The 16,868-nt window shown below is 68.0% G+C and carries 17 protein-coding genes; 2 read left to right on the top strand and 15 right to left on the bottom strand.

Annotated elements, in window-relative coordinates; all coding sequences use genetic code 11:
• Nucleotides 1-11: 11 nt before the first annotated feature.
• The 7 genes from ACCD06_RS28720 to ACCD06_RS28690 all read right to left on the bottom strand — a co-directional run bounded on the left by ACCD06_RS28720 (nucleotide 12) and on the right by ACCD06_RS28690 (nucleotide 8,041).
• On the bottom strand, nucleotides 12-1,016 hold the full coding sequence (locus ACCD06_RS28720; protein WP_109156863.1) for an ABC transporter ATP-binding protein: 1,005 nt from the start codon (nucleotides 1,014-1,016) through the stop codon (nucleotides 12-14).
• Between the two features lie 207 nt (nucleotides 1,017-1,223).
• Complete coding sequence (locus tag ACCD06_RS28715) at nucleotides 1,224-2,282, bottom strand: alanine racemase (protein ID WP_109156864.1); 1,059 nt, start codon at nucleotides 2,280-2,282, stop codon at nucleotides 1,224-1,226.
• An 80-nt stretch (nucleotides 2,283-2,362) separates the two neighbouring features.
• Nucleotides 2,363-2,746: a RidA family protein gene (locus ACCD06_RS28710; protein WP_109156865.1), complete on the bottom strand. Its 384-nt coding sequence runs from the start codon at nucleotides 2,744-2,746 to the stop codon at nucleotides 2,363-2,365.
• 38 nt (nucleotides 2,747-2,784) lie between these two features.
• Nucleotides 2,785-4,389, bottom strand: coding sequence for an N-acyl-D-amino-acid deacylase family protein (locus ACCD06_RS28705; RefSeq protein ID WP_109156866.1), 1,605 nt, complete (start codon nucleotides 4,387-4,389; stop codon nucleotides 2,785-2,787).
• A 1-nt stretch (nucleotide 4,390) separates the two neighbouring features.
• Complete coding sequence (locus ACCD06_RS28700; RefSeq protein ID WP_109156867.1) at nucleotides 4,391-5,299, bottom strand: ABC transporter permease; 909 nt, start codon at nucleotides 5,297-5,299, stop codon at nucleotides 4,391-4,393.
• Between the two features lie 14 nt (nucleotides 5,300-5,313).
• Nucleotides 5,314-6,255, bottom strand: a complete 942-nt coding sequence (locus ACCD06_RS28695) for an ABC transporter permease (RefSeq protein ID WP_109156868.1) — start codon at nucleotides 6,253-6,255, stop codon at nucleotides 5,314-5,316.
• A 211-nt stretch (nucleotides 6,256-6,466) separates the two neighbouring features.
• A complete protein-coding gene (locus tag ACCD06_RS28690) occupies nucleotides 6,467-8,041 on the bottom strand; it encodes an ABC transporter substrate-binding protein (RefSeq protein WP_109156869.1) in 1,575 nt (524 codons plus the stop codon).
• 143 nt (nucleotides 8,042-8,184) lie between these two features.
• Here ACCD06_RS28690 and ACCD06_RS28685 point away from each other — a divergent pair, with 143 nt between their 5' ends.
• Nucleotides 8,185-8,973 (top strand): IclR family transcriptional regulator, encoded by a 789-nt coding sequence (locus tag ACCD06_RS28685; RefSeq protein ID WP_109156870.1) that lies wholly within the window; start codon nucleotides 8,185-8,187, stop codon nucleotides 8,971-8,973.
• A gap of 289 nt (nucleotides 8,974-9,262) precedes the next feature.
• On the top strand, nucleotides 9,263-10,132 hold the full coding sequence (locus ACCD06_RS28680) for a ferritin-like domain-containing protein (protein ID WP_413345337.1): 870 nt from the start codon (nucleotides 9,263-9,265) through the stop codon (nucleotides 10,130-10,132).
• Nucleotides 10,133-10,207: 75 nt separating this feature from the next.
• Here ACCD06_RS28680 and ACCD06_RS28675 read toward each other — a convergent pair whose 3' ends face one another.
• The 8 genes from ACCD06_RS28675 to ACCD06_RS28640 all read right to left on the bottom strand — a co-directional run.
• Nucleotides 10,208-10,699 (bottom strand): L-2-amino-thiazoline-4-carboxylic acid hydrolase, encoded by a 492-nt coding sequence (locus ACCD06_RS28675; protein ID WP_136701738.1) that lies wholly within the window; start codon nucleotides 10,697-10,699, stop codon nucleotides 10,208-10,210.
• Between the two features lie 26 nt (nucleotides 10,700-10,725).
• Nucleotides 10,726-11,436: an ABC transporter ATP-binding protein gene (locus tag ACCD06_RS28670; RefSeq protein WP_413345333.1), complete on the bottom strand. Its 711-nt coding sequence runs from the start codon at nucleotides 11,434-11,436 to the stop codon at nucleotides 10,726-10,728.
• Nucleotides 11,437-11,447: 11 nt separating this feature from the next.
• Entirely contained in the window at nucleotides 11,448-12,218 is a 771-nt protein-coding gene (locus ACCD06_RS28665; RefSeq protein WP_109156874.1) for an ABC transporter ATP-binding protein, read from the bottom strand.
• Nucleotides 12,215-13,267, bottom strand: a complete 1,053-nt coding sequence (locus ACCD06_RS28660; protein ID WP_199232053.1) for a branched-chain amino acid ABC transporter permease — start codon at nucleotides 13,265-13,267, stop codon at nucleotides 12,215-12,217. Before ACCD06_RS28660 ends, ACCD06_RS28665 begins: the two co-directional genes overlap by 4 nt.
• Nucleotides 13,254-14,168, bottom strand: a complete 915-nt coding sequence (locus tag ACCD06_RS28655) for a branched-chain amino acid ABC transporter permease (protein ID WP_085082531.1) — start codon at nucleotides 14,166-14,168, stop codon at nucleotides 13,254-13,256. Before ACCD06_RS28655 ends, ACCD06_RS28660 begins: the two co-directional genes overlap by 14 nt.
• A 66-nt stretch (nucleotides 14,169-14,234) precedes the next feature.
• Complete coding sequence (locus ACCD06_RS28650) at nucleotides 14,235-15,344, bottom strand: ABC transporter substrate-binding protein (RefSeq protein ID WP_413345330.1); 1,110 nt, start codon at nucleotides 15,342-15,344, stop codon at nucleotides 14,235-14,237.
• 54 nt (nucleotides 15,345-15,398) lie between these two features.
• Entirely contained in the window at nucleotides 15,399-15,896 is a 498-nt protein-coding gene (locus ACCD06_RS28645; RefSeq protein ID WP_252140759.1) for an L-2-amino-thiazoline-4-carboxylic acid hydrolase, read from the bottom strand.
• Between the two features lie 17 nt (nucleotides 15,897-15,913).
• Nucleotides 15,914-16,868 (bottom strand): NAD(P)/FAD-dependent oxidoreductase (locus ACCD06_RS28640; protein ID WP_413345328.1); only part of this gene is annotated, 955 nt, incomplete at its 5' end.

The raw sequence follows: 16,868 nt of genomic DNA, 5'->3' as shown, positions 1-16,868 counted from the left end.
GGCAACGGCGCTCATTGCACGTCTCTCCAGCGGCGGCAGCGGGCGGAATGGTCGGGGCCGACCGGCTCCAGCACGGGTTCGGCGGCGGTGCAGGCCGGCTCGGCCAGCGGGCAGCGCGGGGCGAAGGTGCACCCCAACGGGCGGTTCACCGGGCTGGGCACGCTGCCGGGGATGGCGTGCAGCCGGCCGCCGTCGCCGCGGCGCTGGCCCAGATGCGGCATACAGGCCAGAAGCCCGCGGGTGTAGGGGTGCTTCGGCGATTTCAGCAGGGAGCGCACATCGCCTTCCTCGACGATGCGGCCGGCATACATCACCACCACCCGGTGCGCCACCTCTGCCACCACGCCCAGATTGTGGGTGATGAACAGGATCGAGGTGCCGGTCTCCTCCTGAAGCCGCCGCATCAGGTCGAGGATCTGCGCCTGGATGGTCACGTCGAGCGCCGTGGTCGGCTCGTCGGCGATCAGCAGGGTGGGGCGGCAGGCCAGCGCCATGGCGATCATCACGCGCTGGCGCATGCCGCCCGACATCTGGTGCGGATACTCGTCCAGCCGACGCTCGGCCGCCGGGATGCCGACCTTCTTCAGCATGGCCAGCGCCTCCGCCCGCGCCGCCCGGCGGTCGAGACCCTGGTGGTAGCGCAGCGCCTCGCCGATCTGGTCGCCGACGGTGTAGACCGGATTCAGCGAGGTCATCGGCTCCTGGAAGATCATGCCGATTTCGTTGCCGCGGACGCTGCGCATGGCGCGCTCGCTGAGGCGGGCGAGGTCGCGCACCTGGCCGTCGCGGCCGCGGAACAGGATCTCGCCGCCGGCGATGATGCCCGGCGGCGACGGGATCAGCCGCATCGCCGACAGGCTGGTCACCGATTTGCCGCTGCCGGATTCGCCGACGACGGCCAGCGTCTCGTTGCGGCGCACGGCGAAGGACACGCCATCCACCGCCTTCGACACGCCGGGATCGGCGGTGAAGTGGGTTTGCAGGTTGCGGATGTCGAGCGTGAGGTCAGCGTCCATGACGGGATCCTGGATTTGCCGATAATCGCCCTCTCCCGCCCCGGGAGAGGGAGGGGACCCACGAAGTGGGGCGGGTGAGGGGTGGTTCGAGAATCCCGAACCGCATGGCTTCGTGCCCGACCCCTCACCCTTCCCATGCTCCGCATGGGCCCCTTCCCTCTCCCGGGGCGGGAGAGGGAGCTGAACGCGATTGCCCGGAGGGGCAGGTCAGCGGGTGCAGCCGCGCGCCGGCACCGGCCAGTCGCCGACGACCTCGCCGTTGCGGGTGATCGCCATGCGGTCGTGCAGGTTGGTCACCACGCAGACATGGTTGGGCAGGATCATCACGCGGTCGCCGATCTCCGGCCGCTCCGTGCATTTGCTGAGGTCGACCACCGCATGCTCCTCGTTCACGCGGACGATCACCGCGTCGGGGTAGTCGAGGATCAGGCCATAGCCTTCGCCGACCGATGGGGCGACGCGGTCGCTCGACAGCGTCTTGCTGCCGCAGTCCAGAACGGCGCGGTCGGCGGTGGGGCGGCTGACCACGGTGGCGTGGACATGCACGGCGCACTCGTCCAGCGTCGCCACCCCGGCGCCGACGGTGGCGCGGTCGTGGTAGATGTAGGTGCCGACGCGCAACTCGGTCACGCCGGGAAGCTCATGGGTGTCCCAGCAGCCGGGGGTGCCGCCGACCGACACCGTCTCCACCGCGATGCCGGCGCCGTCCAGCAGGGCGCGGGTCTCGGTGACGAAGGGCACGGTGCGGGGACCACGCGGGTAGGTCATCAGGCCGCGGAAGCGGGTCAGCCCGTTGCCGGCGGCGCGGCGGGCCAGCGTCAGCACCTCGTCGGGGGTCTGCACGCCGCAACGGCCGTCGCCGCTGTCGAACTCCACCAGGATGCCGATTTCGACGCCGGCCTCGGCAGCGGCGGCGGCCACGGTGTCGAGGGCGACGGCGTTGTCCAGCGCCACCGTCAGCTTGGTCTTGCCGGCCAGCTCCGCCAGCGGCTTCACCTTGGCGGCGCCGACGATGGGGTAGGTCAGCAGGATGTCTTTGCAGCCGGCTTCGGCCATCACCATGGCTTCGCTGATCTTCTGGCAGGTGATGCCGACGGCGCCCAGCTCGATCTGGCGGAGCGCGAATTGGGGAAGCTTGTGGGTCTTGATGTGCGGGCGCAGCGCCAACCCGTGCCGGTCGCAATAGGCCTGCATCTTGGTCAGGTTATGCTCGACCCGGTCAAGGTCGATGACGGGGACGGGGGTGTCGAGTTCGTCGACGCGCATGGGACCGCTCCGGAACGCAGATTTGGGAAAGAGGCCGATCCCGGCGGTGAAGCGGCGGGATCGGCCATGTACTTAGGATCTTACGCCGTCGGCAGGACGGCGATGCAGTCGATTTCGACCTGGATGTTGTTCAGCTGGCAGCCGATGGTGGTGCGGGCCGGCGGCTCGTTGGGGAAGAACTCCGAATAGAGCGCGTTGTATTCCTGAAAGCGGCCGAGGTCGCTGAGGTAGCTGTTGACCTTCACCACATGGGCGAGGTCGGTACCGGCGGCCTTCAGGATGATCTCCAGGTTGCGCAGGGTCTGGCGCACTTCGCCGGCGAAATCCTCGGGCAGCGCGCCGGTCTCCGGATGGTGCGGCCCCTGGCCCGACACATAGACGAAGCCGTTCGCGACGATGGCGTGGCTGTACTGGCCGGCGGGCTTCGCACCCTTTTCGGCGAAGATCGGCTTGCGGTTGCTCATCGGGTCCTCACTGGTTTTGAAACTGTGTTCTTGACGGATCAGGCGCGGGCCAGGGCCTTGCCCGGACGCGCGCCGGTGTGCCCGCCGTCGCGCTGGACGAACTGTCCGGCGACGAGCACGTCGGTGATGCCGTGGGGCGGGCGCGTCGGATCCTGGAAGGTCGCGCGATCCGCCACGTCGGCGGTGAACAGGGTCAGGTCGGCCATCATGCCCGGCCGGATCAGCCCGCGGTCGGACAGGCCGAAACGCTGCGCCGGGACGGCTGTCATGTGGCGCACGGCATCCTCCAGCCCCAGCCCGCCTTCGCCCCTGATCGCGCGGCCGAGATAGCGCGGGAAGCTGCCGAAGGCGCGGGGATGCGGCTTGCCGGTCTCGCGCGGCAGCCCGTCGGAGCCCAGCATGTGCAGCGGGTGCGACAGCGCGGTCTCCAGATCGGCCTCGGCCAGCTGGAACATGACGATGTTGGTGCGGCCACGGTCGGCGCGGATCAGGCGGACCAGCGTGTCGAAGGGCTGCTCCTTCGCCACCCCGGCAATCTCGGTCAGCGACAGCCCTTCCAAGTCGCGCAGGTCGTCCGCCGAAACGCCGCCGATGCGGACATTCTCCCAGCCGATCAGGCGGATCTTGGATTCCCAGCCGGCATCGTTCGGCGCCTCGCCGTCCTCCACCGCGCAGCGCAGAGCGGCCAGCCCGTCGGCATCGGCCATGCGCGCCAGCAGGGCCTCCACCCCGCCGGCCAGCGCCGACGGCGGCAGAAGCTGCAGGATGGTGCTGGAGCCGGCCGGGTAGGGGTACATGTCGAAACTGACGTCGGTGCCGCCCTTGCGGGCGATCTCCAGCCGCTCCACCGCGCGCGGCAGGCTGCCCCAATAGGGCTTTCCGGCGGCTTGCAGGTGGGAGAGCAGGCCGCTCGCCCCGCCGGCCTTCAGCAGATCGAGGAACTCGTCCACCGAGGCGATCAGCCCGCCCTCGTAGGAACGCACATGGGCGGTCAGCAGCGCGCCATGCTCCGCCACCACCTCCGCCAGCCGCACCAGCTCGGCGCGGTCGGCCCAGGCGCTGGGCGGATAGACGAGGCCGAGCGACAGGCCGTGCGCGCCCTGGCGAAGCTGCTCCGCCAGCAGGGCCGCCATCGCCTCGCGTTCCTCGGCGGTGGCGGCGCGGTTCTGCCAGCCCATGACGGCGAGGCGCAGGGCCGCATGACCGACCAGCGAGACGAGGTTGATCGCGGTGCCGCGACCGTCGAGCGCGGCGCGGTAGCCGGTGAAATCGGCGAAGGTCTCCTGATCGGACACTGTGCCCAGCAGATTGCCGAAATGCTCGCGCAGAGGGCCGCTGCTGTCCGGGTTCTGCGGGTAGAGGCCGAAGGAGCAGTTGCCGACCACCACGGTGGTGACGCCCTGCGCCACCTTCTCCGGCCGGCCGGGCTGGCGCAGCTGGATCAGATCGTCGTGGCAATGGGCGTCGATGAAGCCGGGGGCGAGGAAGCGGCCCGCCGCCTCCAGCGGCTCGGCGTCCGGCGCGTCCAGCATCGGGCCGACGGCGGCGATGCGTCCGCGTTCCACCAGCACGTCGGCCGGGAACCAGGGGGCGCCGGTGCCGTCGATGACGCGGGCGCCTTTGATGAGGAAGGTGGCACTCATCTCATTTCGCCTTCTGGAGCCGGGGGTCGAGCGCGTCGCGCAGCCCGTCGCCGACGATCTGCAGCGACAGCACGGTCAGGACGATGGCGCAGCCGGGGAACAGGATCAGCCAGTCGGCCTGCTGGAAATACTGCTGGGCGCTGGCGATCATGTTGCCCCATGTCGGGGTGGTCGGCGGCACGCCGACGCCGAGGAAGGACAAGGCCGCCTCCGTCAGGATGGCGTAGGCGAAGATGAAGGTGGCCTGCACCAGGATGGGCGACATCAGGTTGGGCAGGATGTGCAGGAAGACGATGCGCGGGGTCGAGGCGCCGAGAGCCGTTGCCGCCTCGATGAAGGGCATCTCGCGCACCACGAGGCAGGCGGCGCGCACCACGCGGGCGACGCGCGGCGTGTAGACGATGCCGAGCGCCAGCACGACATTGTAGAGCGACGGCCCCAGCGCCGCCATGAAGGCGATGGCGAGCAGGATGTCCGGGAAGGCCATCAGCGCGTCGGTCAGCCGCATCAGCAGGCCGTCCAGCGGGCGGATATAGCCGGCGGCCAGCCCAAGCAGCGTGCCGAGCAGCGTCGCCACCACCACCACCAGCAGGCCGACCAGCAGCGACAGCCGGGCGCCCAGCATCACGCGGGACAGCACGTCGCGGCCATACTCGTCGGTGCCGAACCAGTGGGCGGCGGTCGGCGGCTTCAGCCGGCCGAGGATGTCCATCTTCATCGGGTTGAAGGGGGTGATCCACGGCGCCAGCAGCGCCACTGCCAGGATTGCCAGCATGATCAGGAAGGACAGCACCACCAGCCGGCGGCGGAACAGCTGGCGCATCAGCAGGGCGGCCGGCGACCGGCTGTTCCTGGCCTTGGCGGAGGAGGGAAGGGGGACGCTGCCGTGACCGGCGGGGACGCTTGCCATGGAAACCCTCCCTCTCAATAACGGACCCGCGGATCGACCACGGCATAGAGCAGGTCGACCGTCAGGTTGATCAGCACATAGATGGCGGACACCACCAGCAGGGCGCCCTGGATCACCGGATAGTCGCGGCGCAGAACGGCGGAGACGATCAGGTTGCCGACGCCGGGCAGGCCGAACACGGTTTCCGTCACGATGGCGCCGGCGATCATCACCGCGGTGGTCAGGCCGATCACCGTCAGGATCGGGATCATCGCGTTGCGCAGCGCATGCTTCAGCACGACGACCAGCGGCGGCAGACCCTTGGCCCGCGCGGTGCGGACGTAATCATGGCTCATCACGTCCAGCATGCTGGTTCGGGTGAAGCGCAGGATCAGCGCCGAGTTCGGGATGCCGAGCGCGATGGCCGGCAACACCAGATGACGCATGCGCTCCAGCAGATCGGCTTCGGGAGGACCATAGCCGGCAACCGGGAACCAGGCATGGTCGACCGCCAGATACTTGATCAGGGTCAGCCCGATCCAGAAGCTGGGAATGCTGGCCGCCAGCATGGCGAGCCCGACCGCGATCTGGTCGATCAGCCCGCCGCGCTTGGCCGCCGACAGGATGCCGACCGGCACGCCGATCAGCATGGCGATTCCCACCGACATCATGGTCAGCAGCCCGGTCAGCTCCGACCGTTCGGCCAGCGCCTGCGCCACCGGACGATTGAGGAAGATGGACTCGCCCAGGTCGAAGCGGATGATCTGCCCGAGATAGAGCAGGAACTGCGTCAGCAGCGGTTCGTCGAGCCCGAGCCGACCGCGCAACGCCGCGATGTCCTCCGGCGTGGCGGCGGATCCCAGCATGACGGCGGCGGGATCGCCCGGCACCACGCGGGCGATCACGAAGACCACCATGGCGACGAGCAGCATGACGACCATCATGCCGGCAAACCGGCGGACGATGTAAACGAGCATGGTTGCGGTCCCGGACCGTGGAGATATCCCAAAGAAACGATCCCCTCTCCCCCCTGGGGAGAGGGTTAGGGTGAGGGGGGCGCGCGTCGTGAATTTACAAGAATTGCGACGCTCTGATCGTCCCCCGATCCACCCTATGCATCCCCCTCACCCCGGCCCTCTCCCCGGGGGGAGAGGGGGTATAACGGGGAGGTGTCGTAACTCCACCCTCTCAACCCTTCAGGTCGGTGTTCCAGAAGAAGGGCCAGGGCGTCGGCGTGTAGCCGGTCAGCTTGTCGCTGCTGGCGGCGAGGTTGTAGAAATCGCCGACCTTGATGCTCGGCACCTCGCTGTAGAACAACGTCTGCAAGGTCACCCACTTCGCCTTGCGGGCGGCCGGGTCCATCTCGCGGTTGAAGGCGGCCAGCGCCTCCCGCTTGGCCGGGCTGTCCCACCAGCCGGGATAGCTGGGGTTCAGCACGGTGATCAGCGACGGTTCCGGAACGAAGGTGTGATAGGTGAAGAAGGCGTCCCACGCCTTTTCGTCGCCGCGGCGCTGCAGCAGTGTCGCCCAGTCCAGCACCTGCAGATCGACCTTGAAGCCGGCCATTTCGAGCTGGGCCTGCGCCACCATGCTCATCTTGTACAGGAACTCGTACTGCACCGAGGTCATGATGCGGATCGGCTCGCCCTTGTAACCGGCGGCCTTCAGCAGGTCCGCCGCCTTGCCGGCGGCATGGTCGCTGTAGGGCTTGGCGCTGGCCGCGTCGTAATAGGGCGTGCCCTGGGCGTAGATCGACCCCTCCGCCTGGACGAAGGCGGGGTCGCCGAAGCCGGCCAGCAGCATGTCGTTCGGCTCCAGCGCCGCCAGCACCGCCTGACGGATCTTCTGGTTCGCCATGACACCGGTCTTGGTGTTCATGATCATCAGCGGGAAGCCGAAGGGCTTCACGATCACCGGCTTGACGCCGGCCGCGTCCTTGATGCGCGGCAGGGTTTCGGCCGGCAGGCTGTCGGCGAACTGGTACTGGCCGGCCAGCACGCCCGACACCCGGGTGGCGGCGTTCGGCACCGGGACGAAGCGCACCTCGCCGATGACGGCCTTGCGGCTGCCGGCATAGCCGCTGGGAGCGCCGGCGGGGGAGGCGTAGCCGTCATGGCGGACCAGCCGGATATACTGGTCGGGCTTGTGCTCCAGCAGCTTGTAGGGGCCGGTGCCGATCAGCGACTTCAGCGCGCCCGGCCCGTCGATCACCGATTTCGGCACGATGGCGGCGGCGCCGTTGTTCATAGCGAGCAGCGCAGTCAGCGGGGCGAACGGCTCCTTCAGCGCGATGACGACGGCGTCCGAGCCCTTGGCGGCGATGCTCTCCACCAGCGGGGCGACGGTCTTGCCGCGCGGCGAGGCCTTGGTCCAGTGGTCGAGCGAGGCGACCACGTCGTCGGCCGTGACGGTGCTGCCGTCATGGAAGGTGACGCCGCTGCGCAGCGGGATCGTGTAGGTCTTGCCGTCCGCCGACACCTGCGGCAGGGCCGACGCCACCAGCGGGGCCAGCTTCCACTCGCCGTCAAAGGTGAACAGCGTCTCGAACATATGCTGGGTGATGATGCTGACGAGGTCGGACGTGGTGCCGACCGGGTCCAGCGTCGGCGGCTCGCCGATGGTGGCGACGGTGACGACCGATGCGCCGCCCTGCTGGGCCTGCGCCGGCGTGGTCCAGGTTCCGAGGATTCCGGAGGAAAGCCCGCCGGCGGCCAGTGTCGTGCCGAGGGCGGTGTTGAACAGACGTCGCGTGATCCCTGTCATTTCTGCCTCCCCGACCGTTTGTCCGAAATATCGGACATCGGTCTTGTATTCCAGACAAGCAAACGGTATATCGGACAAACACCACTGGCAAGCTGAAAATCCGCGTGGTAATCGGTTGTGGGACGGCAGGGAGCGCGGATCGGATGAAGAGCGGCGGCGTGTTGGAAAAGCAGACAGAAGAGAAGTCGACGGGCCGCGCCCGCGGCATCGACCGCGTCATCGCGCTGATGGACCATCTGCACAGCCGGCGCGCCCCGACGCGCATCGCCGACATCGCGCGCGACACCGGCACCCCGCGCTCCACCATGTACGAGCTGGTCAACACGCTGGTCGAGGCGCGCTGGCTGGAACTGCGCGACGGCGACGGCACGGTCTATTTCGGGCCGGCGATGCATTATTACGGCAGCGATTACCTTGACAGCGTCGACCTGATCCGCAAGGCGCGGGTGGAGGTCGCCCACATCGCCGAGACGGTGGGGGAGACGGCGCAGTTCTGCACGCTGGACGGCGACAAATATCTGGTCGTGCTGAATGAACCGGGCCGGCGCATGTTCCGCATCAGTTCCGAGATCGGCATCAAGGTGCCGATACCCTGGACGGCGTCCGGCCGGCTGCTGGTCGACCACATGGATGCGGACGAGATCCGGCGCTTCATCCCGTCCGACGATTTCGTCCTGCCCGACGGCCGCCGCATCGCCGAGGACGAGTTCCTGGAGGACATCGGCCGCGCCCGCACCCAGGGCTATGTCCGCACCACGGCGCTGGTCGACCGCTTCACCACCTGCCTCGCCGCGCCGGTCCGCGATCCGGCCGGCCGCTGCATCGCCACCATCTGCTTCGTCGTCCCGGCCGACACGACGGAGGAGGCGCAGCAGGTGATGATCGACACGCTGAAGGCCAGCGCGGAGAGGCTGTCGCCCGGTCGTCCGTGACCGGTCGTCCGCCGAGACCCTTGTCCGCTCGGACGGTATCGTTCGGCTTGCCGTGACTCCGTGATCCCCGGTGTGGAATTTGTCGTTCGGCCGCGTGCTGGTGACGAAAATGTTCTAGACTGTATTGGCAGGGGAACCCCCTTGGATGGTGATCTGCGCATCCCGATGATTCCCGGGCTGTTTCATCACCCTTGAGGCGCCCGCCAAACCTTCTGAACGCGAGGCCGCAATGGACGCTCCGATCAATTCTGACTTCCCTCTCCGGCCAATCGGCACCGCGGAGGAACTCATGGATGTCGCCGTCGGGATGGAGCACGAGGCGGCTCTGCGCTACGAGCAGCTTGCCGCGATGGTCGCTCGGCAGGGGAAAACGGAACTCGCCACCCTCTTCGGGCGTCTGGCCGAATTGGAAAAGACCCATGAGGACCAGTTGTCCCGCTGGGCTCAGCGCGATGGCCTGCGCGCACCGCAGCCGGTGCAGTTTTCCTGGCGGATGCCGGAGACCTTCGATCAGGCGGAGGGTGCCCAAGTGTTCGGCCCCTACGAGGCCCTGGCGGTTGCCGTGCGCAATGAGGAGCGGGCCTTTGCGTTCTACACCTACGTCGCCGCGTCGGCACTGAACGAAGAGGTCCGCCGCCGCGCCGAGTCGATGGCGCGTGAAGAGTTGGAGCACGTAAGCCTGTTGCGCCGGTGGCGCCGCGAAGCCTTCCACGCTTCCCGGCAACCCAGACGTCGCAACCCGCGCACGCTGGAGGAACTGTTTGCGCTGTCCGCGGCCATGGAGGTCGCATCGGCCGAGGTCAACGATGCGGCCGCTGCCGCCGTCGGGGCCTCCGGTGCCGTGGAGGCGGCGGCCGTGCTGCGCCGGCTGGCCGACAAGGCCCGCGGTCACGCCGGTGGGGCCGCGCCCAATGTTCCGGGAAGCGATGCCGCCGAGGGCGCTCGGGCTGCCGGACTGCTTCGTCCGGGCTCGCTGACCGCGGAGAAGGCCGTGCGCCTGTCGATCCAGGACGCCGAGGAGATCCTCGACACCTATCTCGCCGCAGCCGAGCATGCCACCGAGGAGACCCTGCTCAACGAAGCCCAGAAATTGGCCGAGCAGTCGTTGGGCCGCCTTGCACTTACCCGGTCTCTGCTGGCGAATCCGGACAGGGCCTGAAGGAACGCCGAAGTTGCGCGCCGGCGGCTGGTGTCAGGTGGATCCTGGCACCGGCGCCCCCGGTCCGTCGGGTGACTATTCGCCCTTCGGCTCGAAGCGGTAGCGGAAGTCGCAATGGTCGGCGCCCTGCATGATGGTCTGCGTCCGCTCCATCGTGATGCGGGGATCGTAGCCGGTGCAGAAGGCGGCGTCGCGGTTGCAGGACAGCAGGTGCCCGATCGACCCCAGCCCCATCTCCCGGTACATCTCGGCGTAGCGGCAGCGCGTGACGTTGTAGTCGAAATGGGTTTCGTCCTGCCGCTTCACCTCCAGCCGCAGGGCGTCGTCCTTGGTCCACAGCGGCTGAAGATCGGCGAAGCTTTTCAGGCTGGTCCCCTCCGGCTCGGTCGCGGCGAAGGATTGGGCGGCGGCCAGGGCGGCCTTGGTGATCGCGGCGCCCAGGATCTCCTGTGCCGTGGCCTCGCCCAGCCGGGCGACCATCTCCTCATAGACCGGCTTCAGGATTTCCGCCTCGATGCGGCGGCGTTCCAGAATGCCCAGGGTTTGGGTCCCCTTGGTTTCGGTCATGACAGGCTTCCTTCTCTGAGGTGGCGTCAATGGGCATGGCCGCCGAGGTAGGCCTCGGCGATGCGCGGGTCGTCCCGCAGCTGGGCGGCCGGACCGGCCAGCACGATGCGGCCGTCCTCCAGAACCGCGGCGTGGTCGGCGATGCGCAGGGCGGCGCGGGCGTTCTGCTCGACCAGCAGGATCGACACCCCCTCCGCCCGGATGCGGCCGATCAGGTCGAAGATCTGCGCGACGATCTTCGGCGCCAGCCCAAGAGAGGGCTCGTCGAGCAGAAGCAGCGTCGGCTTTCGCATCAGGGCGCGGGCGATGCACAGCATCTGTTGTTCGCCGCCGGACAGCGAACCGGCATTCTGGCGCAGCCGCTCGCTCAAGATCGGGAACATCGCCAGCACGCGGTCCAGCTCGCCCAGCCCGACGTCGCCGCCGCCGAGCACCAGATTCTCGCGGACATTCATGTTGGAGAAGATCTGCCGCCCTTCCGGCGCCTGGGACAGGCCGAGTTGGACGATGCGGTGGGCCGGCATGTTGGTGATCGGATGGCCGCGGAAGGTGATGCAGCCTTGGCGGGCCCGGTAGATGCCGGACACGGTGCGCATCAGCGTGGTCTTGCCGACGCCGTTGGAGCCGAGCACGGCGACGATGGCGCCCTCCGGCACCTCCAGGCGGACGCCGTGCAGGATCTCCTGCGGCCCCATGGCGACATGCAGGTCCGCGATCGAGAGCAGTGGGGCTGTCATTGGCGGCGCGGTCATTCATCCACCCCAAGATAGGCTTCGAGGACGGCCGCGTCGTTGCGGATCGCGTCGGGCGTGCCGTCGGCGATCTTGCGGCCGGAGGCCAGCACCAGGATGCGCTGGCAGATGCCCATGACCAGCGTCATGTCGTGTTCGACCAGCATGATGGTCAGGCCCTGTCCGTGCAGCCGCTTGATGAAAGCTGCCAGATCGCGCGTTTCGGTGTCGTTCAGCCCGGCGGCCGGCTCGTCCAGGATCAGGAAGCGCGGCCGCATGGCGAGCGCGCGGGCGATCTCCAGATATTTGCGCTGGCCGTAGGGCAGGTTGGCCGCCAGCTCCGCCGCGACGTGGGTCAGGCCGACCGCCTCCAGCGCCTCCCAGGTGCGGTGGCTGATCTCGGCGGAGTGGGCTCTGCCGCCCCTGGAAAAGGGGCCGAACAGGGCGCCGAACGCCCCCTGCGGCAGCGCGCCCACCGCGCCGACCGACACGTTGTCGAAGACCGACATGTTGGGGAAGATGCGCAGGTTCTGGAAGGTGCGGCTGATGCCCAGCCGCGCCACCTGATTGGGCTTCAAGCCGCTGATGGTCCTGCCGGCGAAGGCGACGGTTCCGCCGGACAGCGGGGTGAAGCCGGAAATCAGGTTGAACAGCGTGGTCTTGCCGGCACCGTTCGGTCCGATCAGGCCGACCAGTTCGCCCTCGTCGACATGGGCGGTCACGTCGCCGACCGCCTGCACGCCGCCGAACCGGCGGCTGACGTTGCGGATTTCAAGAAGATGGGTCATCGCCAGCCGATCCCTTCGCCCTTCCGTTCACCGTCGCCGCTGTTGCGCCACGCCGCGCCCAGCTGCCGGCGCACCAGCCGCAGGGCGGAAACCTCACCCAGCAGCCCCTTCGGCAGCAGCAGGATGGAGAGGAACATCACCAGCCCGACCATGATGTTGCGGAAATCGCCCAAGGCCCGCAGGCCCTCCGGCAGCAGGATCAGCAGCAGTGCGCCGATGATCGCCCCCGGCAGGCTGCCGAGGCCGCCTACCACCACCATCGCCAGGATCAGGATCGATTCCGAGAATTTGAAGTCGCCCGGCGAGATGTAGCCGGTCATGTGCGCCCACAGGCTGCCCGCCACCCCGGCGAAGAAGGCCGACAGGGTGAAGGCCTCCATCTTCAGCCGCACGGTGCGCACGCCCATGGCGTCGGCGCACTGGTCGTCCTCGCGGATCGAGCGCAGCGCGTTGCCGTAATAGGAATGGCTGAGCCGGCTGATCGCGACGACCGACAGCGTCACCACCGCCGCCACGGTGTAGTAGGTGGCGAGACGGCCGGACAGGCTGAACCCGAACAGCTCGAACCCCTTGGTGACGATGATGCCGTTCGGTCCCTTGGTGAAATCCACCCAGTTCAGCATGACCAGATACAGCATCTGCCCGATGGCGAGCGTCGCCACGGCGAAATAGATGCTGACCAGCCGCATCGTCGGCAGCGCCACCAGGAAGGCGACCAGCGCCGCCACCAGACCGGACAGCGGCAGCGTGACGGTGAAGCCCAGCCCCAGTTTCGAGGTCAGCAGCGCCGCCGTATAGGCGCCGACGCCGTAGAAGGCGGCGTGCCCCAGATGCAGCAGCCCCGCCACCCCCGTCACCAGATGCATGGAGGCCGAGAGCAGGACGAAGATCAGCGCCAGATTGGCGATCTGGTAGAAATAGCCCCGGTCGAAGCCGGCCAGCAGCGCCGGCAGGGCGGCGAAGACCAGCAGCAGGATCAGCGCCGGAACCAGCAGGCCCCGGCGCCGGGTCAGGCCATCGGCGGGGGCCACAGTCTCAAACGCGTTCACGGCGCGCTCCGAACAAGCCGTTGGGGAAGAAGATCAGGGTCAGGATTAAGAACCCGTAGGCCACCATGTCCGACCAGCCCGACGAGACGAAGGTCGTCGCCATGCTTTCCGAAATGCCGAGGATCAGCGCGCAGATCACGGCACCGGGGATGGAGGACAGGCCACCCATCACCATGGCGACGAAGGCCTTGATGCCGGGGGTGAAGCCCATGGCGGGGAAAACCGCGCCGTAATAGAGCCCCATCAGGATGCCGGCCGCCGCCCCCATCATCGACCCGACGACGAAGGTGGTGATGATGGTGCGGTCGGTGTCGATGCCGACATATTTGGCGCCCAGCGGGTTGTTGGACACCGCGCGGATGGCCAGCCCGACGCGGGTGCGCGTCAGCAGATACTGCAGGCCGATCAGCATGGCGGCGGCGACGCCGAAGATGATGAAGTCGCCGGTCACCAGGATCACCGGGCCGACGCGCACCGGCGTGTTGATCAGATACTCGAAGGGGATGGAGCGCATCTGCGACCCGAAGACGATCTCCAGCGCCTCGCGCACCACGATGGACACCGCCAGCGAGGAGAGCAGCGTCGATTCCCGCATCGCCCGCGACTTCAGCGACGCCTCGTCGGTGAAGCGGCGGAACGGCTTGAAGGCCAGCCGCTCCAGCGAGAAGCCTGCCAGCGCCCCGATCGCCAGCGCGCCCAGGATCACCGCCACGATGGGCGGCGCCGTGGCCGAGATCAGGACCAGCCCGGCGAAGGCGCCCAGCGTGTAGATCTCGCCGTGGGCGAAGTTGACGACGTTCAACACGCCGAAGATCAGCGTGAAGCCGATCGCCATCAGCGCATAGGTCATGCCCAGCGACAGGCCGATGGCGAGCTGCTGGAGGTAATAGGGATCGAACATGCGGGCTCTGTCGCTAGAGATCGGGGCGCTGGGGGAAAGGGCGCTGGAGATCGGGTGCCGGGGTCCTTAGTCGGCGACCGGAACGAAGGCGCCGCCCTTGACCTGGACCTTCACCAGCTCCTTTTCGGCCTCGCGGTCGGCGCTGAAGCTGGTCTTGCCGGTCACGCCGGGGAAGTCCTTGGTCTGGGCCAGCGCGTCGCGCACCTTCTCGCGGGTCGGGTTGGGCGAGGCCTTCTCGACTGCCGCCAGCATGATGCGCACCGCGTCATAGGCCTGGGCCGGGAACTGGCCGGGGACGGCACCGTCCGAGCGCTTCTTCCATTCCTCGACGAAATGCTGGACGTTCGGCGACGGGTCGGTCGGCAGGAAGTTGGAGGTCAGGTGCATGCCCTCCGCCGCCTCGCCGGCCAGTTCGATCAGCTTCGGACTGTAGGCAGCCGAGGTCGAATAGACCGGCGTCTTGACGCCGAGCTGGTGCAGCTGCTTCAGGAACTGCGCCCCGTCTTCATAGAAGAAGCCGGTGTAGATCGCGTCGGGCTTCGCACGCTCCAGCTTGCTGATCAGCGAGCGGTAATCCTTCAGGCCGCGGTTGAAGAACTCCGAAAAGACGACCTTGCCGCCGTCGGCCTTCACCGCGTCGGAGAAGCCGCTGACCACCGACTGGCCCCAATCGGTCTGCTCGGCGATCACCGCGACGTTCTTGAGGCCCTTGGACGCCATCCATTTGGCGTTGTAGGGGCCTTCCTGCGCCTGGGTGGCGATGTTGCGGAACTGGTACTTGGAGATCTTGGTGTAGTCGGGGTGCGAGGCGGTCTGCGACAGCTGAGGCATGCCGGCCTCCTTGTAGACCTGCGCCGCGGCCATCGACACGCCCGAGGTGAAGTCGCCAAGAACGCCGACGATCTCCTTGTCGTCCACGAACTTGCGGGCGATGTTCGTGCCTTCCTTGGCGTCGGACCGGCTGTCCTCGAAAACGATCTCGACCTTGAACGGCTTGCCGGCGGCGTTGAACTCGGTCAGCGCGATCTCGGCGGCCTTGCGGAAATCCTGGCCGTACTGCGCGGTGTCGCCGGTCAGCGGCAGCTGGTAGCCGAGCTTGACCGTATCGGCGGCGAAAGCCGAACCGGCGATCCCGGCAGCGGCAAGCGTCGTGAGCGTGAGGAGGCGGAGTTTCATGGCGGAGACACCCTCTTCTTCCGTTTGGCTTCTTATGCTTTGCAGCGCGTGGACTTATTCGGCGGCTTTGGCGCCCGGCAGGACCTTCAGCCGGCAGCAGCCCTCGTCGCCCGGCTTCCAGGTTTCGCCCTTGAAGACGAAGCCGGCCGCTTCGAACAGCCCGCCGTCGATGGCGCCTGCCATCTTGCAGAGCAGTTCCAGATCGGTGTCGGAGCGACCCTGCGCCTGCCAGGCTTCCTTCAGCGGGCAGCGGTGGAAGTGGATTTCCAGCGCCTCGCCGTCGCACCGCTTGATCTCGGGCGCGAACATGCTGTCGCGGTTGGGAATGCCGTCGAGGAAGGCATGGCAGAGGCCGGTCAGGTCGTCCGGACCATGGCCGGCATACTTCGCGCCCATCGCCTCGCCGAGGCGGCGGGTGGCTTCCTGGCCGACCTCCAGCGCCGTTTCGGTGCCGAACCGCTCGCGCAGCACGTCGAACATATGGGCGTAGGACGCCGCGCGCATCGCATAGGCGTTGCGCAGAAGGGTGGGGTAATCGGGGGTATCCGACATGCCGGGCGTCTCCTTGATTAGATTTCGCGGGCGTCGTTCCAGCGGTATTGCAGGATCTTCAGCGGACCGACGCGTTGCAGCAGGGCATTGAAGGGCAGGGGAGTCGGCGGGGTGAAGGGCAGGGCGAGGTCCTTCGGATCCTGGCCGATCGCCGCCCGCGCCAGTTCCCGACCGAGCGAGATCGATAGCGCCACGCCGCGCCCGTTGCATCCGGCCCAGGCGAAGCCGTTCGGCCCCAGCCGGTGGACGCGGGGAAAGTAATCGGTGGTCATGGCGATTCGCCCATTCCACACGTAATCGAAGCTGACGCCGCTCAGCGCCGGGAACATCCCGGCCAGACGGTCGCCGACGATGCGCTTCAGCCGTTCCGCCCCGTTCACCGGGATCAGCAGCGCGCCGCCGGTCACCAGCCGGTTGTCGGCGGTGTAGCGCATGAAGCGCAGATCGCCATGGGTGTCCGACATCGCCTGACGGCCCGGCAGGATGGTTTTGCGGACATTGTCGCCCAACGGCGCGGTTGCCATCTGCCAGGACAGCACCGGCACCACCTCCGTCCGGACATCATGGAAGACGGCGGCGGCATAGCCGTTGGTGCCCAGCACCAGCGCGTCGGCGGTCACCAATCCCTGCGGCGTGCGGGCGACCCACATGTCGCCGCGGCGTTCCACCGACAATGCCGGGGAGTTGACGTAGACCGCCGCCCCGGCCTCGACGGCCTTGGCGGCAAGCCCGCGCACCAGCGCCAGCGGGTTGATGTGCCCGCCGGTCCGGTTCATCCAGCCGCCGTAATAGGCATCGGTGCCGAGAAGGGCGGAGACCGCGGCGCGGTCCAGCAGTTCCACGTCGGCGCCGTACCGGCCCCATTGGGCGGCCCGGCGCTCGGCGATCTTGATGCGGCCCGGCGAATGCACCGGCTGAACCCAGCCGGTCTGCTCCGCCGCGCAGTCGATGCCGAGACGGCGCACCAGATCG

Origin of the sequence: Azospirillum sp. CT11-132 (assembly GCF_047302835.1) — a bacterium.
GTDB lineage: Bacteria > Pseudomonadota > Alphaproteobacteria > Azospirillales > Azospirillaceae > Azospirillum.
Note: the sequence above shows the minus strand (reverse complement) of the source record. Positions and strands in the feature narration are given on the sequence as shown.